This is a genomic window from Pseudomonas sp. p106 (assembly GCF_003936645.1).
In the GTDB taxonomy this organism is placed as follows: domain Bacteria; phylum Pseudomonadota; class Gammaproteobacteria; order Pseudomonadales; family Pseudomonadaceae; genus Aquipseudomonas; species Aquipseudomonas putida_E.
The window spans coordinates 147,203-171,274 of record NZ_RHQR01000012.1 but is presented as its reverse complement, the minus strand read 5'-3'; the positions used below and the strand labels follow the sequence as shown (position 1 = coordinate 171,274).

At 62.8% G+C, this 24,072-nt stretch carries 24 protein-coding genes, 4 tRNA genes and 1 pseudogene; 13 read left to right on the top strand and 16 right to left on the bottom strand.

From position 1 onward, the window contains the following. Window positions 1-2 precede the first annotated feature (2 nt). From EGJ09_RS16485 to EGJ09_RS16470, 4 genes are all read right to left on the bottom strand, one after another. Window positions 3-75, bottom strand: a tRNA-Gly gene (locus EGJ09_RS16485). A 3-nt stretch (window positions 76-78) separates the two neighbouring features. After that, window positions 79-154, bottom strand: a tRNA-Glu gene (locus EGJ09_RS16480). 91 nt (window positions 155-245) lie between these two features. Continuing rightward, window positions 246-321: transfer RNA gene (locus EGJ09_RS16475), tRNA-Gly, on the bottom strand. A 2-nt stretch (window positions 322-323) separates the two neighbouring features. Beyond that, window positions 324-399: transfer RNA gene (locus EGJ09_RS16470), tRNA-Glu, on the bottom strand. 318 nt (window positions 400-717) lie between these two features. Between EGJ09_RS16470 and EGJ09_RS16465 the strand changes: the two genes are divergently transcribed. After that, the gene (locus EGJ09_RS16465) at window positions 718-1,485 is read left to right on the top strand and encodes a hypothetical protein (protein ID WP_046786585.1); all 768 of its coding nucleotides are present in this window, start codon (window positions 718-720) and stop codon (window positions 1,483-1,485) included. A gap of 93 nt (window positions 1,486-1,578) precedes the next feature. On the opposite strand, the gene EGJ09_RS16460 is transcribed toward EGJ09_RS16465, so the two are convergent. Together EGJ09_RS16460 and EGJ09_RS16455 are read right to left on the bottom strand one after the other, a co-directional pair. Beyond that, the gene (locus EGJ09_RS16460; RefSeq protein ID WP_046786586.1) at window positions 1,579-2,061 is read right to left on the bottom strand and encodes a GAF domain-containing protein; all 483 of its coding nucleotides are present in this window, start codon (window positions 2,059-2,061) and stop codon (window positions 1,579-1,581) included. After that, entirely contained in the window at window positions 2,062-2,949 is an 888-nt protein-coding gene (locus EGJ09_RS16455) for an ATP-binding protein (RefSeq protein ID WP_125924375.1), read from the bottom strand. It abuts the gene before it with no gap. Between the two features lie 76 nt (window positions 2,950-3,025). Between EGJ09_RS16455 and EGJ09_RS16450 the strand changes: the two genes are divergently transcribed. Continuing rightward, entirely contained in the window at window positions 3,026-5,383 is a 2,358-nt protein-coding gene (locus EGJ09_RS16450; protein WP_125924374.1) for a response regulator, read from the top strand. On the opposite strand, the gene EGJ09_RS16445 is transcribed toward EGJ09_RS16450, so the two are convergent. Then, the gene (locus tag EGJ09_RS16445) at window positions 5,373-5,861 is read right to left on the bottom strand and encodes a glutathione peroxidase (RefSeq protein ID WP_046786589.1); all 489 of its coding nucleotides are present in this window, start codon (window positions 5,859-5,861) and stop codon (window positions 5,373-5,375) included. The genes EGJ09_RS16450 and EGJ09_RS16445 overlap by 11 nt on opposite strands. A 2-nt stretch (window positions 5,862-5,863) precedes the next feature. Beyond that, complete coding sequence (gene msrB / locus EGJ09_RS16440; RefSeq protein ID WP_125924373.1) at window positions 5,864-6,265, bottom strand: peptide-methionine (R)-S-oxide reductase MsrB; 402 nt, start codon at window positions 6,263-6,265, stop codon at window positions 5,864-5,866. Window positions 6,266-6,433: 168 nt separating this feature from the next. On the opposite strand from msrB, the gene EGJ09_RS16435 reads away from it, so the two are divergent. Together EGJ09_RS16435 and htpX are read left to right on the top strand one after the other, a co-directional pair. Further along, window positions 6,434-7,645 carry a pyridoxal phosphate-dependent aminotransferase gene (locus EGJ09_RS16435; RefSeq protein ID WP_060508805.1) on the top strand — a complete coding sequence of 404 codons (1,212 nt, stop codon included), beginning with the start codon at window positions 6,434-6,436 and terminating at the stop codon, window positions 7,643-7,645. 291 nt (window positions 7,646-7,936) lie between these two features. Next, window positions 7,937-8,824 (top strand): protease HtpX, encoded by an 888-nt coding sequence (gene htpX, locus EGJ09_RS16430; RefSeq protein ID WP_115275592.1) that lies wholly within the window; start codon window positions 7,937-7,939, stop codon window positions 8,822-8,824. Between the two features lie 141 nt (window positions 8,825-8,965). Here htpX and EGJ09_RS16425 read toward each other — a convergent pair whose 3' ends face one another. Continuing rightward, complete coding sequence (locus EGJ09_RS16425; RefSeq protein WP_125924372.1) at window positions 8,966-9,613, bottom strand: thiopurine S-methyltransferase; 648 nt, start codon at window positions 9,611-9,613, stop codon at window positions 8,966-8,968. A gap of 101 nt (window positions 9,614-9,714) precedes the next feature. On the opposite strand from EGJ09_RS16425, the gene EGJ09_RS16420 reads away from it, so the two are divergent. Next, on the top strand, window positions 9,715-10,482 hold the full coding sequence (locus tag EGJ09_RS16420; RefSeq protein WP_125924371.1) for a class III extradiol ring-cleavage dioxygenase: 768 nt from the start codon (window positions 9,715-9,717) through the stop codon (window positions 10,480-10,482). Between the two features lie 113 nt (window positions 10,483-10,595). Here EGJ09_RS16420 and EGJ09_RS16415 read toward each other — a convergent pair. Continuing rightward, a pseudogene (locus tag EGJ09_RS16415) lies at window positions 10,596-12,309 on the bottom strand (DEAD/DEAH box helicase). Window positions 12,310-12,743: 434 nt separating this feature from the next. Then, window positions 12,744-13,499: a spermidine synthase gene (locus EGJ09_RS16410; protein WP_046786595.1), complete on the bottom strand. Its 756-nt coding sequence runs from the start codon at window positions 13,497-13,499 to the stop codon at window positions 12,744-12,746. A gap of 118 nt (window positions 13,500-13,617) precedes the next feature. Between EGJ09_RS16410 and EGJ09_RS16405 the strand changes: the two genes are divergently transcribed. Then, complete coding sequence (locus tag EGJ09_RS16405; protein WP_039603334.1) at window positions 13,618-14,964, top strand: class II 3-deoxy-7-phosphoheptulonate synthase; 1,347 nt, start codon at window positions 13,618-13,620, stop codon at window positions 14,962-14,964. 69 nt (window positions 14,965-15,033) lie between these two features. Here EGJ09_RS16405 and EGJ09_RS16400 read toward each other — a convergent pair whose 3' ends face one another. Then, complete coding sequence (locus EGJ09_RS16400) at window positions 15,034-15,252, bottom strand: DUF1127 domain-containing protein (RefSeq protein ID WP_012313385.1); 219 nt, start codon at window positions 15,250-15,252, stop codon at window positions 15,034-15,036. Between the two features lie 96 nt (window positions 15,253-15,348). On the opposite strand from EGJ09_RS16400, the gene EGJ09_RS16395 reads away from it, so the two are divergent. Further along, window positions 15,349-16,200: a LysR substrate-binding domain-containing protein gene (locus tag EGJ09_RS16395; protein WP_125924370.1), complete on the top strand. Its 852-nt coding sequence runs from the start codon at window positions 15,349-15,351 to the stop codon at window positions 16,198-16,200. 22 nt (window positions 16,201-16,222) lie between these two features. Here EGJ09_RS16395 and EGJ09_RS16390 read toward each other — a convergent pair whose 3' ends face one another. Further along, on the bottom strand, window positions 16,223-16,972 hold the full coding sequence (locus EGJ09_RS16390) for a sulfite exporter TauE/SafE family protein (RefSeq protein WP_115275587.1): 750 nt from the start codon (window positions 16,970-16,972) through the stop codon (window positions 16,223-16,225). Window positions 16,973-17,085: 113 nt separating this feature from the next. Here EGJ09_RS16390 and EGJ09_RS16385 point away from each other — a divergent pair, with 113 nt between their 5' ends. From EGJ09_RS16385 to EGJ09_RS16375, 3 genes are all read left to right on the top strand, one after another. Then, the gene (locus EGJ09_RS16385) at window positions 17,086-18,042 is read left to right on the top strand and encodes a LysR family transcriptional regulator (protein ID WP_046786598.1); all 957 of its coding nucleotides are present in this window, start codon (window positions 17,086-17,088) and stop codon (window positions 18,040-18,042) included. Between the two features lie 55 nt (window positions 18,043-18,097). Further along, a complete protein-coding gene (locus EGJ09_RS16380; protein WP_046786599.1) occupies window positions 18,098-18,553 on the top strand; it encodes a MarR family winged helix-turn-helix transcriptional regulator in 456 nt (151 codons plus the stop codon). 143 nt (window positions 18,554-18,696) lie between these two features. Next, window positions 18,697-19,125 carry an organic hydroperoxide resistance protein gene (locus EGJ09_RS16375; RefSeq protein ID WP_039605055.1) on the top strand — a complete coding sequence of 143 codons (429 nt, stop codon included), beginning with the start codon at window positions 18,697-18,699 and terminating at the stop codon, window positions 19,123-19,125. A 58-nt stretch (window positions 19,126-19,183) separates the two neighbouring features. Here the strand turns inward: EGJ09_RS16375 and efp are convergent, their stop codons facing one another. Both efp and earP read right to left on the bottom strand, forming a co-directional pair. Continuing rightward, window positions 19,184-19,753: an elongation factor P gene (efp, locus tag EGJ09_RS16370; protein WP_012271109.1), complete on the bottom strand. Its 570-nt coding sequence runs from the start codon at window positions 19,751-19,753 to the stop codon at window positions 19,184-19,186. A 48-nt stretch (window positions 19,754-19,801) separates the two neighbouring features. Further along, the gene (gene earP, locus EGJ09_RS16365; protein WP_125924369.1) at window positions 19,802-20,935 is read right to left on the bottom strand and encodes an elongation factor P maturation arginine rhamnosyltransferase EarP; all 1,134 of its coding nucleotides are present in this window, start codon (window positions 20,933-20,935) and stop codon (window positions 19,802-19,804) included. Between the two features lie 130 nt (window positions 20,936-21,065). Here earP and EGJ09_RS16360 point away from each other — a divergent pair, with 130 nt between their 5' ends. Beyond that, complete coding sequence (locus EGJ09_RS16360) at window positions 21,066-21,458, top strand: hypothetical protein (protein WP_046786601.1); 393 nt, start codon at window positions 21,066-21,068, stop codon at window positions 21,456-21,458. 2 nt (window positions 21,459-21,460) lie between these two features. Continuing rightward, entirely contained in the window at window positions 21,461-21,931 is a 471-nt protein-coding gene (locus EGJ09_RS16355; RefSeq protein WP_115275583.1) for a GreA/GreB family elongation factor, read from the top strand. 329 nt (window positions 21,932-22,260) lie between these two features. Here EGJ09_RS16355 and EGJ09_RS16350 read toward each other — a convergent pair whose 3' ends face one another. Next, complete coding sequence (locus tag EGJ09_RS16350) at window positions 22,261-23,196, bottom strand: LysR family transcriptional regulator (protein WP_042111251.1); 936 nt, start codon at window positions 23,194-23,196, stop codon at window positions 22,261-22,263. 117 nt (window positions 23,197-23,313) lie between these two features. Between EGJ09_RS16350 and EGJ09_RS16345 the strand changes: the two genes are divergently transcribed. Next, the gene (locus EGJ09_RS16345) at window positions 23,314-24,063 is read left to right on the top strand and encodes a 3-oxoacyl-ACP reductase family protein (RefSeq protein WP_115275581.1); all 750 of its coding nucleotides are present in this window, start codon (window positions 23,314-23,316) and stop codon (window positions 24,061-24,063) included. Window positions 24,064-24,072: the final 9 nt, after the last annotated feature.

Below are 24,072 nucleotides of genomic sequence, written 5' to 3'. Positions count from 1 at the left end.
GGAGCGGGAAACGAGACTCGAACTCGCGACCCCGACCTTGGCAAGGTCGTGCTCTACCAACTGAGCTATTCCCGCAAATGGCGTCCCCTAGGGGACTCGAACCCCTGTTACCGCCGTGAAAGGGCGGTGTCCTAGGCCACTAGACGAAGGGGACACACAACACTTTTCAGTGCACCAGATTTGAACCTCACGATTCACCCTGGGTTTTCTTTTCCTGCCCCGCCGTGAGGCGCTGCCGGAGAAACTGGAGCGGGAAACGAGACTCGAACTCGCGACCCCGACCTTGGCAAGGTCGTGCTCTACCAACTGAGCTATTCCCGCAATGGCGTCCCCTAGGGGACTCGAACCCCTGTTACCGCCGTGAAAGGGCGGTGTCCTAGGCCACTAGACGAAGGGGACACGCTACAAGCATTACTGCCTGCTTTCACTCCCTGCCGCGTTCCGCTGTGTGCTTTACGCTGCAAGTGGCGCGCATTCTATGGATGCCTTGAAAGGTCGTCAACCCTTTTCTAGAAATTTATTTAAATCAATGACTTCGCTCTCTATATAGGGTGCTCGAAAGGCGTGCCCAAGGATTGGCGTTGATTTTCTGGCGGGCTGAACGCAAAGTGCCATCACTGGAGAAATCCGGCGACGAGCCGACACAGAGTCACGTGGCGCCCTGGCTGGCCTGTTCGCTACACTCTCAATGTAAAACTTCCTGATGAGGCGTTAACGGTGACACCACTTCTGATCACACTGCTCATCGTTGCGGGTATCGCGTTGCTGATCGTGATCGGCTACCTCAACAACGTGGTCGAGAACAGCAAACTGGAGCGCGCGCGGCTGAAGATCGAACTCGCCGACCGCGTACGCCGCTGTGGCGAAATCACCGAGACCTTCCCCGGCCAGTTCATGACCCCGGCGCTCAAGCTGTTGCTCACGCGCCTGGAGCTCAACCTCGATCAGCGGCAACTGGCGCTGGACAAGAACAATGCCGAACTCAAAGCACGCATCGCCGAACTGGAAGGCCTGGTTGCCCAAGGCGAGCGAATCCCGGTGAACAACCCGCCCACCCCGATCCTGACCGAGGCCAAAGCCAAGGATGTGCGCTTCTTGCTGGAGGCTTTGCACACGCAGATCGTCAAGGCCACCCAGGAGAACGTCCTGCAAACGACCGAGGGCAAGCATTGGGTAAAGGAGATTCGCCACCTGCTGGTGCTGCTGCACATCGAGTTCTTCAACAACCTGGGCCAGCAGGCATTGCAGCAAGAGCAGCCAGGCCAGGCGCGCCTGGCGTTCGAGCGCGGTGTGCAGTATTTGCGCAAACAGCCTGAACCCAAGGTGTATGAAGAGCAGCTGACCTACCTGGAGAAACTGCTGGCCCGGGCCAATGCCCAGGTGCTGGACCAGATGGAGCCGGCCGAGAATGACGAAAACGCACTGACCCAAGGGCTCAAGACAGACCAGGAAGAAACCTGGAAAAAGCGGGTCATCTACGATTGATGTGAACAACGCCGGCAAGCCACAGATACAGCGCAGCCCCTGTAGGAGCCGGCTTGCCGGCGATGGGCTGCGCAGCAGCCCTGATAACGCAGGCTAGCAGTCGGTCAACTCCAGGAAGACCGCCGCCAGCCGCTCCAACCCCCGCTGGTCCGCTTCACTGAAGCGCGCCAGCTTCGGGCTGTCCAAATCGAGCACACCAATCAGCCTGCCCTCCTTCACCAGCGGAATCACCAACTCACTATTGGATGCGCTGTCACAGGCAATATGCCCCGGGAAGGCGTGCACGTCTTCCACCCGCTGGGTCTGCCGAGTGGCCGCTGCTGCGCCGCACACGCCGCGGCTGAACGGAATGCGCACACAAGCCACCTGGCCCTGGAACGGGCCCAGCACCAGCTCTTCATTACGGTTGAGGTAGAACCCGGCCCAGTTCAGGTCGTCCACCTGGTTGTACAAAAACGCCGAAAACTGCGCGGCATTGGCGATGAAGTCACGCTCGTCGGCGAACAGCGCCTGCACTTGCGCAGCCAGCAGGTCATAGCCGTCGAGGCCGGCGCCACTGGCATTGAGGTCGATCATTTATTTCTGCTCCAACAATTGCAGCCCCACCCAATAACGGGCGAACTGGTAGGCACAACGGCCATTACGGTTGCCGCGGCCGGTGGCCCAGCGCACGGCGAGGATGTCGAGTGCTTCGTCACGCTGCCAGGCCAGGCCGGCAGAGCGCGCCAGCTGGCCTATCCAGTGCTCGACCACATCGAGGAAATGCTCCTGGGTGAAGGGGTAAAACGACAGCCACAGGCCAAAACGGTCGGACAAGGCGATCTTGTCTTCCACCGCCTCGCTGGGGTGCAGTTCGCCGTCGACGCGCTTCCAGTTTTCGTTGTCACTCTCTTTTTCCGGCACCAGGTGGCGGCGGTTGGAGGTGGCGTACAACAACACGTTGTCCGGCGCCTGCTCCAGCGAGCCGTCGAGCACGCTCTTGAGCACCCGGTAGTCGCCCTCCCCGGCTTCGAACGACAGGTCGTCGCAGAACAGGACAAAACGTTGCGGCAGCTTCTGCAGTTGCTCGACCACACGCGGCAAATCAGCCAGATGGTCACGCTCGATCTCGATCAGGCGCAGGCCGGCTGCGGCGTGCTCGGCCAGCAGCGCGCGCACCAGCGACGATTTGCCCGTACCACGCGAGCCCCACAGCAGCGCATGGTTGGCCGGCAGGCCATTGATGAACTGATGGGTATTGCGGCCCAGCTGGTCACGTTGCTTGTCGACGCCGATCAGGTCGGTCAGGCGGATGTCCAGGCTCACGTGCAGCGGCATCAAGTAGCCGGTACGGCCATCGCGCTGCCAGCGGGCGGCCAGCGTAGTGTTCCAGTCGATGTCCGCACGCGGTGCCGGCAACAGCGGCTCAAGGCGCGCCAGCACGGACTCTGCGCGTTCCAGAAAAGCATTCAAGCGGGCGTCCATGACGACTCCTAGCAAGACAGGTGAGATTTGAAGCTGAATGTGCGACAGGCCCACCAGCAGCCGTGGCTGATCGGCTATGCTTGCGCAGCGCAAGGGACGTGAAACCGGCTCGGGGCTCATGGATATCAAGTTCACCAATCGCCTGTCATACAAGCAAGCCCGGTTGACAGTCCTGGTCGGCTTCATCCTGGGAACATTGCTCAGTCTCATCCAGATCGGCATCGATTATGCCAGCGAAGACGCATCCATCAACCGTGAAGTGCAAGCATTACTGCAAATCAGCCACAACCCGGCCTCGCGCATCGCCTATAACATCGACTCGGAACTGGCCCTGGAGCTGACCCGGGGCCTGCTGCAGTCACCGGCCGTGTTCCGCGCGCGCTTGATCGACAACAACGAAACCGTACTGGCCGATGTCGAACGCGTCCGGCTGCAGGACAGCTACCGGCCCTTGAGCGATTTTCTGTTCGGCGAACAGCGCCAGTTCCAGGAGCGCCTGTTCCTAACCCATATGCCCGAAGAGTACCTCGGCACGCTGTACCTGGACGTCGACACCTTCGCCTTCGGCAGCCGCTTCCTGGACCGCGCCGGGGTCACGCTGCTCAACGGCTTTGCCCGCAGCCTGGTGCTCACCGGCATCCTCCTGGCACTGTTCTACATGATGCTGACCAAACCCTTGGTGAAAGTGATCGGCGCACTCAGCGGCCGCGACCCCCGCCACCCCGGGCAAACCCGCCTTGATTGCCCTCCCGGCCACGAACTCGATGAAATCGGCGTGCTGGTAAAGGTCGCCAACCAGCAACTGGTCAGCATGGCTACAGAAATCCAGCAACGGCGCACCGCCGAAAACCGCCTGACGCAGTACCTCAACGAGCTGGAAGACATCGTTTCGGCCCGCACCGAAGAGCTCAAGGCCAGCAACAGCCGCCTCAGCCAGTCCAACCAGGAGCTGGAGCAAGCCCGTCAGCGCGCCCTGGACATGGCCCAGGCCCGAGCGGCGTTCCTGGCCAACATGAGCCATGAAATTCGCACCCCACTCAACGGCATGCTCGGCATGATCGCCCTGGCCCTGGACAGCCCGCTGGAGAGTGAGCAGCGCCAGCAGCTGTCGATTGCCCACGACTCGGGCAAGGTGCTGGTGGAACTGCTCAACGATATTCTCGACCTGTCCAAGTTCGATGCCGGGCAGCTTGAACTCGAACGCATCCCCTTCGACCTGGGCGCGATGGTGGAGGACACCGCCAACCTGTTATCGCAGAACGCCGCGCAAAGCGTCGAGCTGACTTGCCTGATCGCCAGTGACTTCCCAAGTTCGGTACTGGGCGACCCGACCCGGGTACGCCAGGTAGTGAGCAATTTGCTGTCCAATGCCCTCAAGTTCACCCGGTTCGGCCGCGTCGACGTGTGCCTGACCACCATCGTCGGCGGCGTGCGCCTGGCAGTGCGCGACACCGGCATCGGCATTGCCGAAGATGCACAGGCACGCATCTTCCAGCCGTTCACACAGGCCGGCGCCGGCATTACCCGCCAATACGGCGGCACGGGCCTGGGCCTGGCACTGACCCGCAACCTGTGCAAAGCCATGCAGGGCCACCTGCACATCCGCTCCGAACCAGGTTTGGGCAGCTGCTTCAGCGCCGAATTACCGCTGACCACCCACACCGAGGCCATTGCACCTGCGCCGCTGGAGGGCCGCGTGGTGGCGCTGAGCAACGCCGCCAGCGGCCTTGGCGAACTGCTGCAGGACGTGCTGCCGCGCTGGGGCCTGAGCTACTCAAGGCATGACAGTGCCCAGGCACTGGCGGGCGGTACCATCGACCTGTTGATCACCGACGACCTGGACCACTTGTTCCAGCTGCGCCCTGCGCTGACAGCACCGATCCTGCTGGTGACGGCCTACGGCAATTTCCTGTCGCCAGAACAGGCAGCGCAACTGGCCCCGTTGCATCAGCTGGCCCGCCCCCTGGCACGCAATGCCTTGTATCAGACGCTGCGCCGCACCCTGCAGGGCCATGCACCCGAACACCCGCTGGCCATCCCCGCACTCACCGCTACCGACGGCCGGGCGCGCATTCTGCTGGTGGAGGACAACCCGGTGAACCAACTGGTGGCCAAGGGCATGCTGGCCAAGCTCGGCTGCCTGGTGCAGGTGGCCACCCAGGGCGTCGAGGCGCTGGAATGGCTCGAGCAGGAAGACTTCGACCTGGTGTTGATGGACTGCAACATGCCGGTGATGGACGGCTACGAGGCCAGCCGACGCATCCGCCAGAGCGGCCGCTGGCCAGCACTGCCGATCGTTGCCCTGACCGCCAACGCCATGCCCGAAGAGCGCGAGCGCTGCCGGGCGGCGGGCATGAACGACTACCTGGCCAAGCCGTTCCGGCGTGAAGAACTACTGGCGCTGATCGACCACTGGGTGCCGCTCAGCGGCTGAGCAGGCGCTCGATATCGGCCTCGAGTGCCTGCGGCTTGGTGGTTGGCGCATAGCGCGTGACCTTGCCGCTGGCCGGTTCGAACAGAAACTTGGTGAAATTCCACTTGATCTTCTGCGACCCGAGCAGGCCTGGCGCACGCTGCTTGAGCTCGACGAACAGCGGGTGGGCCCCCGGGCCGTTGACCTCCACCTTGCGAAACAGCGGGAAACTCACGCCGAAATTGCGCTCGCAGAACTGCGCGATCTCCCGCGCCTCCCCCGGCTCCTGCTTGCCGAACTGGTTGCACGGGAAACCCAGCACCACCAGGCCACGCTCGCGGTAAAGCTGCCACAGGTGCTCCAGCCCCTTGTACTGCGGGGTGAAGCCGCACTGGCTGGCGGTATTGACCACCAGCAGCGCCTTGCCTGCAAAGTCGCCCAGCACCTTGCGCTCACCGGCCAAGGTCACGCAGGGGATGTCCAGCATCGATTCAGCCATGGTCAGGCTCCGTCACGCGGTTTGAAGTCCAGGCACACCGAGTTGATGCAGTAACGCAGGCCGGTCGGTGGCGGGCCGTCGGGGAACACATGGCCCAGGTGGGCGTCACATTGCGCGCAGGTCACCTCGGTGCGCATCATGCCGTGGGAGGTGTCGCGCGTCTCGATCATCGCGCTGTCTTCGATCGGCGCGTAAAAACTCGGCCAGCCACAGCCAGAGTCGAATTTCGTGTTCGAATCGAACAGCGGCAGGTCGCAGCAGATGCAATGGTAGGTACCTGCACGCTTTTCGCTGTTGTACTTGCCGGTAAACGGCCGCTCGGTACCTTTGAGGCGGCACACCTGGTACTGCTCCGGGTCGAGCATCGCACGCCATTGTTCAAGGGTTTTGTCGATCTTTTGCATGTAGGGACCTCGGCAGGCTGAATTTCACCTCGCGCCGTCTTTTCCGTAGCGCGGGTGGCACGTATATTAGTTGGCTTCGTGTGCAAGGCCTCAAGTCTGGCACCCGCGCCCCGCCCTTTCAAACCTTTCGACGGCGGCGCACCGCGTATTCTCAATCGGGATCACATCATGCAGTTCAGCAAATCGAACAAGCTCGCCAATGTCTGCTACGACATTCGCGGCCCGGTGCTCAAGCACGCCAAACGCCTGGAAGAGGAAGGCCACCGCATCCTCAAGCTGAACATCGGCAACCCGGCGCCGTTTGGCTTCGAAGCGCCGGACGAAATCCTCCAGGATGTGATCCGCAACCTGCCCACCGCCCAAGGCTACAGCGACTCCAAAGGCCTGTTCAGCGCGCGCAAGGCGGTGATGCAGTACTGCCAGCAGAAGGAAATCGAAGGCGTCACCATCGAGGACATCTACCTGGGCAATGGTGTGTCCGAGCTGATCGTCATGTCGATGCAGGCACTGCTCAACAACGGCGACGAAGTGCTGATCCCGGCCCCCGACTACCCGCTGTGGACCGCCGCGGTGAGCCTGGCTGGCGGCAAGCCGGTGCATTACCTGTGCGACGAGCAGGCCGACTGGTTCCCTGACCTTGAAGACATCAAGGCCAAGATCACCCCGAACACCAAGGCCCTGGTCATCATCAACCCGAACAACCCGACCGGCGCCGTCTACTCCAAAGCGTTGCTGCTGGGCATGCTGGAGCTGGCACGCCAGCACAACCTGGTGGTGTTCTCCGACGAGATCTACGACAAGATCCTCTATGACGAGGCCGTGCACATCAGCACCGCGTCGCTGGCCCCGGACCTGCTGTGCCTGACCTTCAACGGCCTGTCCAAGTCGTACCGGGTGGCGGGCTTCCGCTCCGGCTGGCTGATCATCTCCGGGCCCAAGCACCACGCCCAGAGCTACATCGAAGGCATCGACATGCTGGCCAACATGCGCCTGTGCGCCAACGTGCCGGCCCAGCACGCCATCCAGACTGCGCTGGGCGGCTATCAGAGCATCAATGACCTGGTGCTGCCGCCGGGCCGGCTGCTGGAGCAGCGCAACCGCACCTATGAGCTGCTCAATGACATCCCAGGGGTGAGCTGCGTCAAGCCGATGGGTGCGCTGTATGCCTTCCCGCGGATCGACCCTAAAGTCTGCCCGATCCTCAACGACGAGAAGTTCGCGCTGGACCTGCTGCTGTCGGAAAAACTGCTGATCGTCCAGGGCACGGCGTTCAACTGGCCGTGGCCGGACCACTTCCGCGTGGTGACCTTGCCGCGGGTGGATGACCTGGAAGCGGCGATTGGCCGGATTGGCAACTTCCTGCGCACGTATTCGCAGTAAGTACCGGCCTCATCGCCGGCAAGCCGGCTCCCACAGAACAGCACAAGTCCTCAGAACTGTGGTGTACCTGTGGGAGCCGGCTTGCCGGCGATTGGGCTGCAAAGCAGCCCCCTACAACCCCACATAACCTTTCTTACATCCTGCAACGCTCTAGCTCAATGCCCCCGCCAGATCCTCTGCCATACTCCGCCGTACACAGTTTGAAATAGTCCCCCGATTGAATCAGCGCGTCCGGCCCCTTATATACCCCGCATACGCAACACACTCATCCGTCAGGAGAACGTAACAACCATGATGCGCATTCTGTTGTTTGTAGCCACCAACCTTGCGGTGGTGCTGGTTGCAAGCATTACCCTGAGCCTGTTCGGCTTCGACGGGTTCATGGCCGCCAACGGGGTTGACCTCAACCTCAGCAGCCTGCTGGTCTTCTGCGCCGTGTTCGGCTTCGCCGGCTCCCTCGTTTCGCTGTTCATCTCCAAGTGGATGGCGAAGATGAGCACCGGCACCCAGATCATCTCCCAGCCGCGTACCCGCCACGAGCAGTGGCTGCTGCAGACGGTCGAAGAGCTGTCCCGCGAAGCCGGCATCAAGATGCCCGAAGTGGGTATCTTCCCGGCCTACGAGGCCAACGCCTTCGCCACCGGCTGGAACCGCAACGACGCTTTGGTAGCTGTGTCCCAGGGCCTGCTGGAGCGCTTCTCGCCTGATGAAGTGCGCGCCGTGCTGGCCCACGAGATCGGCCACGTGGCCAACGGTGACATGGTCACCCTGGCGCTGGTGCAGGGCGTGGTGAACACCTTCGTGATGTTCTTCGCCCGCATCATCGGCAACTTCGTCGACAAGGTGATCTTCAAGAACGAAGAAGGCCAGGGTATTGCCTACTACGTGGCGACCATCGTCGCCGAGCTGGTCCTGGGCATCCTCGCCAGCATGATCGTTATGTGGTTCTCGCGCCGCCGCGAATACCGCGCCGACGAAGCCGGAGCGCAACTGGCCGGCACCGCCGCGATGATCGGCGCCCTGCAGCGCCTGCGCGTCGAGCAAGGCCTGCCGGTGCACATGCCCGACACCATGAAGGCTTTCGGCATCAATGGCGGCCTCAAGCACGGCCTGGCCGGCCTGCTGATGAGCCACCCGCCGCTGGAAGAGCGCATCGAGGCGCTGCGCCGCCGCGGCTGATTCTCTGCCAACAAGCAAGGGCGACTTCGGTCGCCCTTTCTCATGCAGCCGGCCCGCACATGTAAGCCACAAATCCTCAGAACTGCGGGGGTATCTGTGGGCCGGCTTGCCGGCGATAGGGCCGGCACCGGCAAACCCAAATCAGAACCGTATGCGATACACCCGCTCCACCAGGCGCTTGACCCCCGCCTGCAAGAACTTAGGGCTTTCCCCTATCACGTCTCGCGTCTCCACCTCCTCCACCTGCCGCCCGGCAAACCCACGCCGCACTTCCTCGTCGGCGACCGAAAACGGCGGCCCCTCCAACAGTTTCTGCTCGTAGTCCAGGGTCACCAGAAGCCCACTACCCCCAGGCAGCATTCGCGAAAGCAAGCCCATGTAACGCTCACGCATTTGCGGTGGCAGGGCAATCAAGGCAGCCCGGTCATACAGCCCCACGCAATCGGCCACATCCTCGGCGCGCAAGGCGAAGAAATCGCCACACCACAGCTCCACCTCACCACTGCACCAGACCTCGAACGCCCCCTGTTGCCGGACCTGCGCCTGCAGCCCCTGCTCCTGGAAAAAATCCTCCACCGCCCGGCGCGACAGTTCGATACCCCGCACGCGATAGCCCTGCCCCGCCAGCCAGGCCAGGTCCAGGCTCTTGCCACACAGCGGCACCAGCACCCGGCTACCGGCAGCCAGGCCGAGCCCCGGCCAATAGCGTTGCAGATAGGGGTTGGCTTGAGCCTGGTGAAAACCGATCTGGTTATCGGCCCACTTTCGGTGCCAGAACGCCGGCTCCATAGTTCCTCCTGGTTTTTAGATCGGTTGCGCAAAAATCTTATATTGGATATCGATCGGTGACTGATTGAAGATGACTGCATCTTACCCCTCAGGACCCTACCATGCTGCCCAGCCTGTTCATTTCCCACGGCTCCCCCATGCTCGCCCTGCAACCCGGCGCCAGCGGACCGGCACTGGCCCGGCTGGCCAATGCCCTGCCACGCCCGAAGGCGGTCGTGGTGGTTTCGGCGCACTGGGAAAGCCAAGAGCTGCTGGTTACCGGCAACCCGCACCCAGAAACCTGGCATGACTTCTACGGCTTTCCTGCAGCGCTGTATGCCGTCCAATACCCTGCGCCTGGCCATGCGCAACTGGCCGCAAACGTCAGCGAGCGGCTGAACGCCGCCGGCCTGCCGGCTCGCCTGGATGCCCAGCGGCCATTCGACCATGGGGCCTGGGTGCCGATGTCGTTGATGTATCCCGACGCAAACATTGCGCTGATTCAGGTGTCGCTACCGAGCCACATGGGGCCGGCGCTGCAAATCAAGGTCGGCCAGGCATTGGCCGGGCTGCGCAGCGAGGGTGTGTTGCTGGTGGGGTCCGGGAGCATCACCCATAACCTGGGCGAGCTAGACTGGCATGCCGGGCCGGACGTGATCGCGCCTTGGGCACTGGCGTTTCGTGACTGGGTGGTGGAGAAGCTGAGCGAGGACGATCAGGCCGCGCTGCTGGACTTCAAGCAACAAGCGCCGTTTGCGCTGCATAACCATCCCAGTGATGAGCATTTCTTGCCGTTGTTCTTTGCCCTTGGGGCCGGGGGCAGATTTGGCATCGTGCACCAAGGGTTTACCCTGGGGGCGCTGGGTATGGACATCTATCGCTTCGACTGAAGAATCGCCCGTAGGAGCGGCCTTGCGTCGCGAAGGGCTGCATGGCAGCCCCAAAAAACTGCAGGCAAAAAAAATCCCCGACCTAAGCCGGGGATTTTTTCATTACACCAGGATCAATCTTCGCGGTAGCGACGCAGCTTCAGCTGCTTGCCAGCCACGCGGGTGTCCTTGAGCTTGGTCAGCAGGCGCTCGAGGCCGTCTTCCGGCAACTCAACCAGGCTGAAGCTGTCACGCACCTGGATGCGACCGATCGCATCACGGGCCAGGCCACCTTCGTTGAGGATCGCACCCAGCAGGTTCTTGGCGGCGATACCGTCACGGGCACCCAGCGCGGTACGGCAACGCACGCGGCCTTCGGCCAGCGGCAGTGGCGCACGACGCTCGCGCTCACCACGGTCGCTACGCTCGGCACGGTCACCACGCTCCGGGCGCTCACCGCGCGGTGCAAAGCTTGGTACCAGCGGCTGCTCGCGCTCTACCGCTGCCAGGTCCAGCGCCTGGCCATTGGTGGCCTTGCGCAGCAGTGCTGCAGACAGGGCACGCGGGCTGCAACCCAGGGCGTCGGTCAGGCGGTCGAACAGTTCACCGTGGGTGGCTTCTGCTTCGGCCACCAGCGGCGCCAGGCTCGAGGTCAGCTTCTTGATGCGCGCATCCAGCACGGCCTGAGCGTTCGGCAGGCGCGCTTCGGCAACCTTCTGCCCGGTAACGCGCTCGATGACCTGCAGCATGCGGCGCTCACGCGGGGTGACCAGCAGCAGTGCACGGCCTTCGCGACCGGCACGGCCGGTACGGCCGATACGGTGCACGTAGGACTCCGGGTCGTACGGCATGTCCACGTTGAACACGTGGGTGATGCGCGGTACGTCCAGACCACGGGCAGCGACGTCAGTGGCGACGACGATGTCCAGGCGGCCATCCTTGAGCGAGTCGATGACGCGCTCACGCTGGTTCTGGGCGATGTCGCCGTTCAGCGCAGCAGCCTTGTAGCCTTTGGCTTCCAGGGCGGCGGCCAGGTCCAGGGTGGCTTGCTTGGTACGCACGAAGGCGATCAGCGCGTCGAACTCTTCCACTTCCAGCAAACGCAGAACAGCCGGGATCTTCTGGTCGGCGTGCACCATCAGGTGAGCCTGGTCGATCGCGGTGACGGTCTGGGTCTTGCTCTGGATCTTGACGTGCTTGGGTTCACGCAGGTGACGTTCGGCGATCGAGCGGATCGACGACGGCAGGGTAGCGGAGAACAGTACGGTCTGACGGCTGGCCGGAATGGCATCGAAGATCACTTCGAGGTCATCCATGAAGCCCAGCTTGAGCATTTCGTCGGCTTCGTCCAGCACCAGGTACTGCACGGTGGACAGGACTTTCTCGTCGCGACGCAGGTGGTCGCACAGACGGCCCGGGGTGGCCACGACGATTTGCGCGCCGTTGCGAATGGCACGCAGCTGTGGGCCCATCGGGGCACCACCGTATACAGCCACCACGTTAACGCCCGGCATCTGCTTGGCGTAGGTTTCGAAAGCGGTGGCTACTTGCAGCGCCAACTCACGGGTTGGCGCCAGGATCAGGGCTTGCGGTTCGCGCTTGCTCACGTCGATCTTGTTGAGGATCGGCAGGGCGAAGGCAGCGGTCTTGCCGGTGCCAGTCTGCGCCTGGCCGATCATGTCGTGACCGGCGAGGATGATCGGGATCGATTGATGCTGAATAGCCGAAGGCTCTTCGTAGCCGGTGGCCAGAACAGCAGCAACGATATTCGGATTGAGATCGAGAGCGGCGAATCCGCCGGTTTCCTGGGTCATGGGTCTGCCTCTATGTGCATCCGCAAAGACCCATGCTCCAAAGCTGCACATGCCTTGAAAGACCAAATGGTCACCCAGGCAGCTCTGGCGGCGGGGATTTGCGAAAACGATTGAAAAAGAAAAACTTGGGAAGGTCCGCCTAGCGGACGTGCAGCCGAAGCTGGACTCGGAGGATTTGCACCACCTGATTTTGAGGTCCGCTAAAAGACCGGCGCGTACTATACCCGAATTAATAGCGGGAAGTGTGGAAAATTTTCACGGGCCTGGGGCCAGTACGAGGCCATCAATGGCCGATAGCTGAAACGATTATCTCTCAAAGCCTGGCACGGCCCCGGTAGGAGCGGCCTTGCGTCGCGAAAGGGCCGCAAAGCGGACCCGGCAATGTATGCGGCGACGCTAAAATCCCGAGGGCGCTTCGCACCCTTTCGCGACGCAAGGCCGCTCCTACCGGGGGACCGCGCCAGGCCTTCACGTTGCGGGGCGGATTTCCTTGATCAACCCCTCAAGGCTGTACCCCAGCTGTGGCGCCAAGGCTTCAGCCCTGCCCTTGAGCCCATCCAGGTCCAACGTTTGCTCCAGGTCCGCCGGCACCAGCAGGATCACATTGCCCTCCTTCACCGGCAGTTCCCAGTAATGCCGGTGGTACAACCCGCGCAACAGCGCCGCGCCCAGCGGCCTGCCGTCATCACCGGCCCACTGGTTGATCACCAGCCAGCCACCGGGGTTGAGCTGCTTCTGGCAATTTTCCAGAAAGGTCCAGGCCAGATGCCCGACACCCGGGCCGTGGTCGGTATACAGGTCGACGAACAACAGGTCGGTTTTCTCCGCCGTGGGCAGCAGCTCAAGGGCATCGCCAACCCGCACATACAGCCGCGGGTCGTCGTCCAGGCCCAGGTACTCCATGGCCAGGCGCGGTACATCCGGGCGCAGCTCGATGGCCTCGATGTCTTCCAGCGGCAGGAACTTCATGCAGGCCTGGGTCAGGGTGCCGGCGCCCAAGCCAAGAAACAGTGCGCTTTCAGGCTGTTCGTGGCACAGCGCACCGACCAGCATGGCGCGGGTATAGTCGTACTCCAGCCAGCTAGGGTCGGCCGTGAACACGCAGCTCTGCTCGATGGCATCGCCAAATTCGAGGAAGCGGTAATCATCCACTTCATACACGCTGATGACCCCAAAGGCATCCTCGACCCGAGCCAACAGCCGTTCTTCCCGCTCCGTCGCCATGAACCTGCCACCCGCCCGCGCAAAAACGCGCATTGTCCGCCAACGCCCCCGATGCAACAAGCTCAGCGCCAACTGTTACCATGGCAGACAGCCTATAACCGACAAGACCGAGCCTGTGATGAACCAACCGTGGAGCCCTGACAGCTGGCGTGCCCTGCCGATCCAGCAGCAACCGACCTACCCCGATGCCGCGCACCTGCTCAAGGTCGAGCAGACCTTGGCCAGCTACCCGCCGCTGGTGTTCGCCGGGGAAGCGCGCGAGCTGCGCCGGCAGTTCGCCGAGGTCACCGAAGGCCGCGCCTTCCTGCTGCAGGGCGGCGACTGCGCCGAAAGCTTCGCCGAGTTCTCTGCGGCGAAGATCCGCGACACCTTCAAGGTGTTGCTGCAGATGGCCATCGTCATGACCTTCGCCGCCGGCTGCCCGGTGGTCAAGGTCGGGCGCATGGCCGGCCAGTTCGCCAAGCCACGCTCATCGGGTGACGAAACCATCGGCAACGTCACGTTGCCGGCCTACCGCGGCGACATCGTCAACGGGATCGGCTTCGACGAAAAAAGCCGCGTACCGGACCCGGACCGCCTGCTGCAGGCCTACCACCAGGCCACCGCCAGCCTCAACCTGCTGCGCGCCTTCGCCCAAGGCGGTTTCGCCGACCTGCACCAGGTGCACAAGTGGAACCTGGACTTCATCGCCAATTCGGCGCTGGCCGACAAATACCACCAGTTGGCCAACCGCATCGACGAGACCCTGGCCTTCATGCGCGCCTGCGGCCTGGACAGCGCCCCGCAATTGCGCGAAACCAGCTTTTTCACCGCCCACGAGGCACTGCTGCTGAACTACGAAGAAGCCTTCGTGCGCCAGGACAGCCTGACCGGCGACTACTACGACTGCTCGGCACACATGCTGTGGATCGGCGACCGCACCCGCCAGCTCGATGGCGCACATGTGGAGTTCCTGCGCGGGGTGCACAACCCGATCGGGGTCAAGGTCGGCCCGAGCATGAACCCTGAAGAGCTGATCCGCCTGATCGATACGCTCAACCCGGCCAACGACCCTGGGCGCCTCAACCTCATCGTGCGCATGGGCGCCGGCAAGGTCGGTGAGCACCTGCCAGGGCTGATCCGCACCGTCGAGCGCGAGGGGCGCAAGGTGCTGTGGAGCTCGGACCCGATGCACGGCAATACCATCAAGGCCAGCAGCGGCTACAAGACCCGTGACTTCGCGCAGATTCTCGATGAGGTGAAGCAGTTCTTCCAGGTGCACCAGGCCGAAGGCAGCCATGCGGGCGGCATTCACATCGAGATGACCGGGCAGAACGTTACCGAGTGCATCGGTGGCGCACGGCCGATTACCGAAGATGGGCTGTCGGATCGCTACCATACTCACTGCGACCCCCGCATGAACGCCGACCAGTCGCTGGAGCTGGCGTTTTTGATTGCCGAAACGCTCAAGCAGGTACGCCGTTGAGGTAACTGCCTGTCGCAGCCCTTCAGCGTTCTCAAGACCGAGCGCCGCCCCCGCGGCGCATCGTGCCCCTCACTTACGCAGCGGATCATCCCAGAATGGCCGCTCTGCCTCCTGCTGGATATCTGCCCGGCTCAACCCCAGATCCTGCAACGTCGCATCGCTGAGACTGGCCAGCTCCCGACGCTGGCGGTACAGCTCCAACCAGCGAGCCGGGCGCTGCAAGGCCGCATGCCACAGGTGGTTAAGGGAAAAGGCTGGGTGCTGAATGCTGCTGACATGACCTTTCATCGTGAAGCCCTCCGTGTTGATGGCTTCAGTCTCGCGCCGGGCTTAAGATCAATCCAACGAATGTTTCTTATGCCATGCATCTAGGAGATTGATGCAATGTCCCACTACCAAAGCCTCGATGCCGACGTGCTGCGCACCTTTGTCGCCATTGCCGAGCAAGGTGGGTTCACCCGCGCCGGCGAAGTGGTCAACCGCACCCAGTCGGCCGTCAGCATGCAGATGAAACGCCTGGAGGAAGACGTCCTGCAGCGCCAACTGTTCGAGCGCGACGGCCGCCAGGTGCGCCTGACCGCCGAGGGCCAGGTACTGCTGGGCTACGCACGGCGCATCCTCAAGCTGCATGGCGAAGTGTTCAACACCTTGCGCATGCCGCACATGGTCGGCCTGGTGCGCATCGGCACACCGGACGACTACGCCATGCGGTTCTTGCCGACCATCCTGTCGAGTTTCGCCCAGGCCTACCCGCTGGTGCAGGTGGAGGTGCACTGTGATTCGTCGAAACACCTGATGCTGCGCCAGGACCTGGACCTGACCATCGTCACCCGCGAGCCCGGCAACGAGGTTGGCCAGTTGCTGCGCCAGGAACGCCTGGTGTGGGCCGCCGCCGAAAGCTTTTGCCCACAGGAGCAACGGCCCATGCCGCTCGCACTGTTCAATACCGACTGCTTCTGCCGCGCCTGGACCTGCAATGCCCTGGAGGCCCAAGGCATCGACTACCGCATCGCCTACACCAGCCCGAGCCTGGCGGCGATCTTCGCCATCGTCACGGCAGGGCTGGCAGTGACGGCGCAGTTGCAGAGCCTGATTGGCGGCAATATCCGCATCCTGGGCGAGCAGGACGGCTTGCCAGAGCTGCCGGTGGCCAATGTGATGCTGCTGCGCAATGCACAAAGCCAGTCACCGATCATCGACTGCATGGCCGACTACATCATCGAAGGCTTCCAGTAATGGCTGTGCCATACGCCACACCCTAAAGCTCAAAGCCCAGCATCACCGCGCACACCACCAAAAACACACAAAACATGCCGCGCAGTACCTTCTCCGGCAGCGCATGGGCCAGCCGCACTCCCCAGCTGATACTCAGCAGGCCGCCTACCGCCAACGGTATCCCCACACCCCAGTCGACACTGTGGTGCACGCCATAGGTCAGCAAGGTCACCATGGTGCTCGGCGCCGCCAGCGCCAGCGACAGCCCTTGCGCCACCACCTGCGTGGCGCCGAACACGCTGGTCAGGATCGGCGTGGCCACCACCGCGCCGCCCACCCCGAACAAACCGCCCATGGTTCCACTGAAGCAACCCAGCACTCCCAGCCAGGGCCAGGGATGGCGCAGCTCCGGGCTTGCCGGAGCAGCCTTGATAAACAGACGCGCCACGTTCCACAGGGCCAGCGCCACCAGAAAGCCGACGAAGCCCAGGCGCATGGCCTGCGCATCGACACCCACTGCCCAGATCGAGCCCAACCAGGCGAACACCAAGCTGCACACCGACAACGGCAAGGCATGGCGCAACTCGATGCGGTTACGCTGGTGATAGCGCCACAGCGCCAGCAACACGTTCGGCACCACCATCACCAAGGCTGTGCCTTGGGCCAATTGCTGATCGAGCCCGAACAGCACACCCAGCGCCGGGATGGCGATCAACCCGCCGCCAATGCCGAACAACCCACCCATGGTGCCCAAGGCTGCGCCCAGCACGATATACAACAACCACTCGATCATCAGGGCCTCATCCGCCTGCGTTAACAATGCGAGCATGCTAACGATTACCCTCTGGCGGGGAAACGCACAGCAACGCACAATGGCTGTGCGATTCATGCAAAAGCAAGGCAGCCATGAGCCCTGACACCCTGACCGATCAACTGAGCCTGTTCCTCGATGTGCTGGAGACCGGCAGTTTTTCCGCTGCCGCCCGGCGCCATCCACTCACCCCCTCCGCCGTCGCCCGGCGCATCGACAACCTCGAGAGCGCCGTGGGCAGCCGCCTGTTCACCCGCAGCACCCATGCGGTGCGCGCCACGCCTGCAGGCAACGCTTTCGCCGAGCGCGCCCGGCGCATCATCGAGGAACTGCGCCTGGCCCGCGCCGAGGCCGTGTCCCTGAGCAGTGCGCCGGAGGGCTTGATCCGTATCGACGCCCCTGCCGCCTTCGGCCGCCGCCACCTGGCGCCGGCCATTGCCGACTTCCTGGTGGCCTACCCAGGCCTTGATGTGCACCTGCGCCTGATCGACAGCTTCGTCGACCTGCACGGCAGCCACCTGGGCGAAGTCGACCTGGTGCTGCGTGCAGGCCCTCTGGCCGATACCCGCCTGGTCGCCACACCGCTGGCCTACATGGTCCGCGTCGCCTGCGCCAGCCCCGCCTACCTGGCCAGCCGCGGCATACCCGCCTGCCCCAGCGAATTGCCCGACCACGACGGGCTGGACTGGGACGGCCTGGCACCGCCGTTCGCCTGGCGCTTCAACGTCGATGGGCAATCACGGCTGTATCGGCCCTCGCGGATGCGCATGGCCGCCAACAATGCTGAAACGCTGCTGTTCGGCGCGCTTGCCGGCCTGGGCATTGCCCACCTACCGACCTGGCTGGTCAGCGAGTACCTGCTGCGTGGCGAACTGGTGCCGCTTTTTTGCGACAACGGCCTGCCCGCGGCAGAGACCAGCGGTATTTATGCGCTGCGCCTGGCACATGAAACGAACTCTCGCAGCCGCTTGCTGCTCGAATTCCTCAAGAGCCGCTTCAGCCCGATCCCCCCGTGGGACCTGGCACTGCGAAGTGAGCTGCGATGGCAATGAGCGCGCAAACCTTCAGCGTGCTAGATTTCCCCATTGATCACATTCAAGGACCTGCATGAACGCCGACACCCAAGCTTCTTGCGACGAGCTGCTGCTGGACAACCAGGTCTGCTTCGCCCTGCACTCCACCTCGTTGCTGATGACCAAAGTCTACAAGCCACTGCTGCAGGCGCTGGGCCTGACTTACCCGCAGTACCTGGCCATGCTCGTGCTGTGGGAACAGGACGGCCTGACCGTGGGCGAGATCAGCCAGCACCTGCTCACCGACCCCGGCTCACTCACGCCATTGCTCAAGCGCCTGGAAAGCGAAGGCCTGCTCAAGCGAACCCGTAGCCGCGAGGATGAACGGGTGGTGCTGGTGCAACTGACCGACAAGGGGCGCGCCCTTCAGCAGCAGGCCAAAGAGGTGCCGCCGTGCATTCTCAAGGCCAGCGGCCGCAGCCTGGAGCGCCTGCAACAACTACAGGCAGACCTGCTGGAGTTGCGCGACAGCCTGCAAAAGAACCTCTGACGGCTATGCTGTGCAATGCCCGTTCGGACGAGCGGTGAAGATTTATCTTGCGCGCTAACTAATTGCGCGCTAACTTAAATCCCGTACCCACCCGATGCACCCGGCATACACACGGGGCGCACAGCACACTAGCGAGGCTCAATATGCACAAGGTCACTCCGCTGTACATCGCAGAAGCCACCTCCACTGGCGGTCGCGACGGTAAATCCCGCTCCAGCGACGGCAAGCTGGAAGTCAAGCTGAGCACCCCCAAGGAACTGGGCGGCGCGGGCGGTGACGGCACCAACCCTGAGCAAATGTTCGCTGCCGGCTATTCGGCCTGCTTCATCGGCGCACTGAAATTCGTCGCCGGCCAGGAGAAAAAGCAACTGCCTGGCGACGCTTCGATCACCGCCAAGGTGGGCATTGGCCAGATCCCCGGTGGCTTCGGCCTGGATATCGACCTGCACATCAACCTGCCGGGCCTGGCCCAGGCCGAAGCCGAAGGGCTGGTGGAGAAGGCGCACCAGGTGTGCCCTTATTCCAACGCTACCCGCGGCAATGTGGATGTAAGGCTGCATGTAACGGTCTGAACACAGGCACAAAAAAACCCGGCCGAGGCCGGGTTTTTTGTGCACATCACAAGAAGAATTACTTCTTGGAACGGCCCTTGAAGCTGTTGTCGCGAGTGTCGATGTCGATCCACTCGTCGATCTGGATGAAGTCGGCAACCTGGATCTCGGTACCGTTCTTCAGCTTGGCAGGCTTCATGACCTTGCCCGAGGTGTCGCCACGCGCAGCGTTCTCGGTGTAGACAACCTGACGGCTGATGGTGGTCGGCAGCTCGACCGATACCAGACGGCCTTCGAAGAAGACGGCTTCGCAGATGTCTTCCATGCCTTCTTCGATGTACGGCAGAACGGCGTCGATGTCTTCGGCGTTCAGTTCGTACATGGTGTAGTCGGTGGTGTCCATGAAGGTGTACGAGTCACCGCTGATGAACGACAGGGTCGCTTCTTTGCGATCCAGGATCACGTCGTCCAGCTTGTCGTCCGCACCGTAAACGGTTTCGGTCTTGTAGCCGGTCAGCAGGTTTTTCAGCTTGGTCTTCATGATCGCGCTGTTGCGACCCGATTTGGTGAACTCGGCTTTCTGAACCAGCCACGGGTCGTTGTCGATCCGCAGTACGGTACCGGGTTTCAGTTCTTTACCAGTTTTCATTACGAAGTATCCGAATCTGGATGGATTTATAAAAATCGAGGCCGCATATCATAGCCAATTTCGGTAAAACTGTACCAGCGCCTTGGCGAGGTCCGGCCGAGCGGCTTGGCGCGCCGCCCACTCACGGGCATGCTGCTGCAGTTCCGGCCAGTGTTTACGGGCCCCTCGCCAGGCCTGGTGCATATCGTGGTTCATGTTCCAGGCGCGCCACAATGCCACCATTGCCTCGCCGGCAGCGTCCGACAGGCCCTGTCGATAAAGGTGCAGGAACGCATCGAGCTTTTCCCAGTGGGCGTTTTCCTCTTGCACGTAGATGTGCCAGAGCATCGGCCGGCCAGCCCACTGCGCACGCACGAACGAGTCTTCGCCGCGCACCGCATTGAAATCGCAGCTCCACAGCAGGCGGTCATAGTCGTCCTGGCTGACGAACGGCAAGATCTGCACCCTCAGCGCCCCCCGCTGGAACACGTCGCCGACCTTGAGCCCCGGCTCGCCCAGCCAATTGGCCAGGTCCGGGAGAATACGGCCTTGCGGCACCAGCAGATGGGTGGCGCAGGTGTCGGTGGCCAATGCGTCGAGCCAGCTGCCCAGTTGCGGGTTTTCATAGGCGAACAGCGAGACCAGTTGCGCCTCGGCCTGCACGTCTACACCCAGCCCGTGCAGGAAGGCGGCTCGCGCCTGTGCAGATTGCTCGAAAGCCTGCCGCTGCGCCAGCAACGAAGCCTCGCGCAGCAACCCGCCAGTCTTCTCGGTAAAGCCCGGGAAGAAAAACACCTTGCGCAGGCCATTGGGCTGCGGCGACGGCAAGCCGTGGCAGCCCTCCACCCAGTCTTCGGCACTGAGGTAGTCGAGGTTAAGCCAAAGGACCGGCGTGGAACGGGCACGCATCGCTTCGACGTACTGCGCGGGCAACTGGCAGGCAAAGGCACCAATCACCACATCGGCGGGCTCGACCGGCTGCCACTGGCCAGGCCAGGCGCGCACCTCGACGCCCTGCTGCCATTGCCGCGCGGCGCCGGCGTCGGCGCCTGGGCACAGGGGCACGAAAGCCTCCAGGTCGTCCACCCACAGGCGCACCGCCAGCCCGTGCTCGGCCACCAGCTGCCGGGCCAGGCGCCAGGTCACGCCGATATCACCGTAGTTGTCGACGACACTGCAGAAAATGTCCCAGGTGACGTTCATGTGCCCTGCCCTCGCCCTGCGCAAAATCACGGATTCTGCGGTTAAATTGTCGCCGACAAAAGCACCAACGCTGAAAAACCGCCCGATGCCATGCGACAATGGCCGACATAACGCCTGCCAGGAGGCCACCATGCCCCGCCACCGTGAACTGCAAATAACCCTCAAGCCGGTGCAACTGACCCTGTGTGTGGCATTGGGCCTGTGGCTCGGTGCCGTGGCCATCGCGCTGAGCCTGTGGCTGGCCGTACACCTGTGGCCCGAGCAGGTACAGCCGGTGGCCCAAGCCGTCGCCCCCGCCCTTGCCCGGCCCGCGGCCCCGCCGGCGCAACCGGCGGATGCGCAAAACGAGATGTTCGAGCGCTACAAGGCCATCCTGCACAAGCAGGAGCTGCAGCAGGCGGCCGAGGCCGCGCAAGGCAACCCACGCAACCTCAACAGCCCCAAGTGCCAGTTCTGGCTGTCGCAGAACCGCACTGCGCCGACCGAAAAGAGCCAGGCCAACGTGCTGGAGTTCTGTTACTGATCATGAACAAGGCCGCCCTGCTCACGCGTATCGTTGAAGCCCTGGAAACCGACATGGAAGTATTGCGCCGCGCCGCGCAAACCGCCTACGAAACCGCCACCGCCGAAGAAAACATCGCCGAAAACAAGTACGACACCCTTGGCCTGGAGGCCTCGTACCTGGCCACCGGCCAGGCACGGCGCACGGCCGAGATTCGCCAGGCACTGCTGATCTACCAGCAACTGGTGCTGCGCGACTATGACCCCGCGCGGGGGATACAGATCGGCAGCCTGGTGATTCTGGAAGATGAAGCGGGGGCTCAGCGGCAGGTGTTCCTGGGGCCGGAAGCGGCCGGGTTGAAGATTGGCGAGGCAGACGCACTGGTGACGGTCATTACCCCGCGCTCACCGCTAGGCCAGCAACTGATCGGTAAAAAAGTCGATGACGAGGTTAGCCTTGGGGCTCAGCTGTTCTTCATTATCGAGGTTGCCTGAACCGGCCCCATCGCCGGCAAGCCGGCTCACAAGTACAGTGCAGACCTCAAGAACTGCGCGTTCCCTGTGGGAGCCGGCTTGCCGGCGATAGGGCCGGTAAATCCGATGCAAGACTCAAAGGAAAGCCCCGCAAAGGTAATCCTGGCTAGAAAGTTCGCACGAGCGGCATTCGCCCTGATGAAAAATCAGGACGAATAGGTCACCAAAGGCGCGAAAATGGCTTGCTGATAACCATAGAATCTCCCACAGGTACCCCGCTGCTCTCAAGCTCAGCGCAAACCAGTGGGAGCCGGCTTGCCGGCGATGAGGCCGGCCCTGCCAGCGACCGACTAACCGGCAAGCGCATCGAATTTGCGCGCCAACCCGCCATGAGCGAACTGCTCCTGCACGAACTCGATGAACGCCCGGGTCTTGCCCGGCAGAAGCTTGTGCTCGGCGTAATACAGGCTGATATGCCCATCATCCACATACCAGTCCGGCAACACCCTTTGCAGTTGGCCCGCCTGCAGGTAAGGCACGGCAAACGGCAGGCTGACCAATGCAATACCCAACCCCTGCTGGGCTACGGCGCACGCTGCATCGGAGTCGCTCATGGTCATTGCCTGGCGCAATAGCAGTGGCTGCTGCGCCTGCCAACGGCTGGTCAACGGCCACGACCGCACACGGCCGGTCTGCGGTGAGCGAATCAAGATGCCGGCATGGCGGCCCAGCACCTGCGGATCTTCAATGACCGGATGCTGGCTCAAGTACCCTGGGGCTGCCACCAACACCCGATGCGCAGGGGTCAGCCGGCGCGCCACCACCCCCAGCGGTAGCTCGAACCCGCCGCCGATCGCCGCATCGAAACCTTGGCCGATCAGGTCTACCTGACGGTTGTCGAAATGCCAGTCCGGGGTGATCGCCGGGTAGCGCCGCAAGAATTCACCCAGCAGCGGCAATACGTACAGCCTGCCGAATACCGTCCCCATGCTCACCCGCAACAGCCCGGCCGGCTGGCCTTCGGCGCTGGCCAGGTTGGCCACGGCGTACTGGATGGTACGAAAGCTGTCACTGACTTCGCCTAAAAAACGCTGCCCGGCTTCGGTCAAGGTCAGCTTGCGGGTACTACGCTGGAACAGCCGCACACCCAGGCGCGCTTCAAGCTGGGCGACATGCTTGCCCACCGCCGCAGGGGTAATGCTCAAACGGCGGGCCGCTTCGGCGAAGCTGCCCACTTCGGCGCTGCGGATAAAACATTCAAGGGCGTTGAACGACTCCATGGCCATGATTACCAACCAAAGGTTTACTCTGCCAATAGTGATTGCCATCTTATCAGCAGGTAATCATCGGTCGATACTACGCCCATCCAAGGCATTCGGCCTTGCTTGCAGCAGGAGATCAGCATGTCCCAGCAACTTACCCTCGAAGGCAAAGTGGCCCTGGTCCAGGGCGGTTCACGCGGCATCGGTGCCGCCATCGTCCGCCGCCTGGCCCGTGATGGCGCCCAGGTTGCCTTCACCTACGCAAACTCCGAAGGCCCGGCCAACGACCTGGTGGCACAGGTCATAGCCGCCGGCGGCCAGGCATTGGCCCTGCGCGCAGACAGCGCCGACGCCGCCGCGGTGCAACTGGCAGTGGACGACACCGTAAAAGCCTTCGGCCGCCTCGATATCCTGGTCAACAATGCAGGCGTACTGGCCGTGGCGCCGCTAACCGAATTCGACCTGGCAGACTTCGACCGCACCTTGGCCATCAACGTGCGCAGCGTGTTCGTCGCCAGCCAGGCCGCCGCCCGCTACATGGGCCAGGGCGGGCGCATCATCAACATCGGCAGCACCAATGCCGAGCGCATGCCGTTTGCTGGCGGCGCACCGTATGCCATGAGCAAGTCGGCATTGGTCGGCCTTACCAAAGGCATGGCACGCGATTTGGGGCCACAGGGCATCACCGTGAACAACGTGCAGCCAGGGCCGGTGGATACCGACATGAACCCGGCCAGCGGCGAGTTTGCCGAAAGCCTGCTCCCCTTGATGGCAATCGGGCGCTATGGGCAGGTAGATGAAATTGCCAGCTTCGTGGCGTACCTGGCGGGGCCGGAGGCGGGCTACATCACCGGAGCGAGCCTTACCGCCGACGGCGGCTTTGCAGCCTGATCGAAATGT

Excerpts from the sequence above, each read along its gene's own strand:
- EGJ09_RS16410 (WP_046786595.1), bottom strand. The coding sequence starts at position 13,499 with ATGGCGACGGAGCGGGAAGAACGGCTGTTGGCTCGGGTCGAGGATGCC.
- EGJ09_RS16445 (WP_046786589.1), bottom strand. The coding sequence starts at position 5,861 with ATGGCTGAATCGATGCTGGACATCCCCTGCGTGACCTTGGCCGGTGAG.
- msrB (WP_125924373.1), bottom strand. The coding sequence starts at position 6,265 with ATGCAAAAGATCGACAAAACCCTTGAACAATGGCGTGCGATGCTCGAC.
- EGJ09_RS16355 (WP_115275583.1), top strand. The coding sequence starts at position 21,461 with ATGAACAAGGCCGCCCTGCTCACGCGTATCGTTGAAGCCCTGGAAACC.
- EGJ09_RS16450 (WP_125924374.1), top strand. The coding sequence starts at position 3,026 with ATGCTTGCGCAGCGCAAGGGACGTGAAACCGGCTCGGGGCTCATGGAT.
- efp (WP_012271109.1), bottom strand. The coding sequence starts at position 19,753 with ATGAAAACTGGTAAAGAACTGAAACCCGGTACCGTACTGCGGATCGAC.
- htpX (WP_115275592.1), top strand. The coding sequence starts at position 7,937 with ATGATGCGCATTCTGTTGTTTGTAGCCACCAACCTTGCGGTGGTGCTG.
- EGJ09_RS16380 (WP_046786599.1), top strand. The coding sequence starts at position 18,098 with ATGAACGCCGACACCCAAGCTTCTTGCGACGAGCTGCTGCTGGACAAC.
- EGJ09_RS16425 (WP_125924372.1), bottom strand. The coding sequence starts at position 9,613 with ATGGAGCCGGCGTTCTGGCACCGAAAGTGGGCCGATAACCAGATCGGT.
- EGJ09_RS16385 (WP_046786598.1), top strand. The coding sequence starts at position 17,086 with ATGAGCCCTGACACCCTGACCGATCAACTGAGCCTGTTCCTCGATGTG.
- EGJ09_RS16435 (WP_060508805.1), top strand. The coding sequence starts at position 6,434 with ATGCAGTTCAGCAAATCGAACAAGCTCGCCAATGTCTGCTACGACATT.
- earP (WP_125924369.1), bottom strand. The coding sequence starts at position 20,935 with ATGAACGTCACCTGGGACATTTTCTGCAGTGTCGTCGACAACTACGGT.
- EGJ09_RS16395 (WP_125924370.1), top strand. The coding sequence starts at position 15,349 with ATGTCCCACTACCAAAGCCTCGATGCCGACGTGCTGCGCACCTTTGTC.
- EGJ09_RS16420 (WP_125924371.1), top strand. The coding sequence starts at position 9,715 with ATGCTGCCCAGCCTGTTCATTTCCCACGGCTCCCCCATGCTCGCCCTG.
- EGJ09_RS16360 (WP_046786601.1), top strand. The coding sequence starts at position 21,066 with ATGCCCCGCCACCGTGAACTGCAAATAACCCTCAAGCCGGTGCAACTG.
- EGJ09_RS16350 (WP_042111251.1), bottom strand. The coding sequence starts at position 23,196 with ATGGCCATGGAGTCGTTCAACGCCCTTGAATGTTTTATCCGCAGCGCC.
- EGJ09_RS16455 (WP_125924375.1), bottom strand. The coding sequence starts at position 2,949 with ATGGACGCCCGCTTGAATGCTTTTCTGGAACGCGCAGAGTCCGTGCTG.
- EGJ09_RS16345 (WP_115275581.1), top strand. The coding sequence starts at position 23,314 with ATGTCCCAGCAACTTACCCTCGAAGGCAAAGTGGCCCTGGTCCAGGGC.
- EGJ09_RS16405 (WP_039603334.1), top strand. The coding sequence starts at position 13,618 with ATGAACCAACCGTGGAGCCCTGACAGCTGGCGTGCCCTGCCGATCCAG.
- EGJ09_RS16375 (WP_039605055.1), top strand. The coding sequence starts at position 18,697 with ATGCACAAGGTCACTCCGCTGTACATCGCAGAAGCCACCTCCACTGGC.
- EGJ09_RS16400 (WP_012313385.1), bottom strand. The coding sequence starts at position 15,252 with ATGAAAGGTCATGTCAGCAGCATTCAGCACCCAGCCTTTTCCCTTAAC.
- EGJ09_RS16460 (WP_046786586.1), bottom strand. The coding sequence starts at position 2,061 with ATGATCGACCTCAATGCCAGTGGCGCCGGCCTCGACGGCTATGACCTG.
- EGJ09_RS16390 (WP_115275587.1), bottom strand. The coding sequence starts at position 16,972 with ATGATCGAGTGGTTGTTGTATATCGTGCTGGGCGCAGCCTTGGGCACC.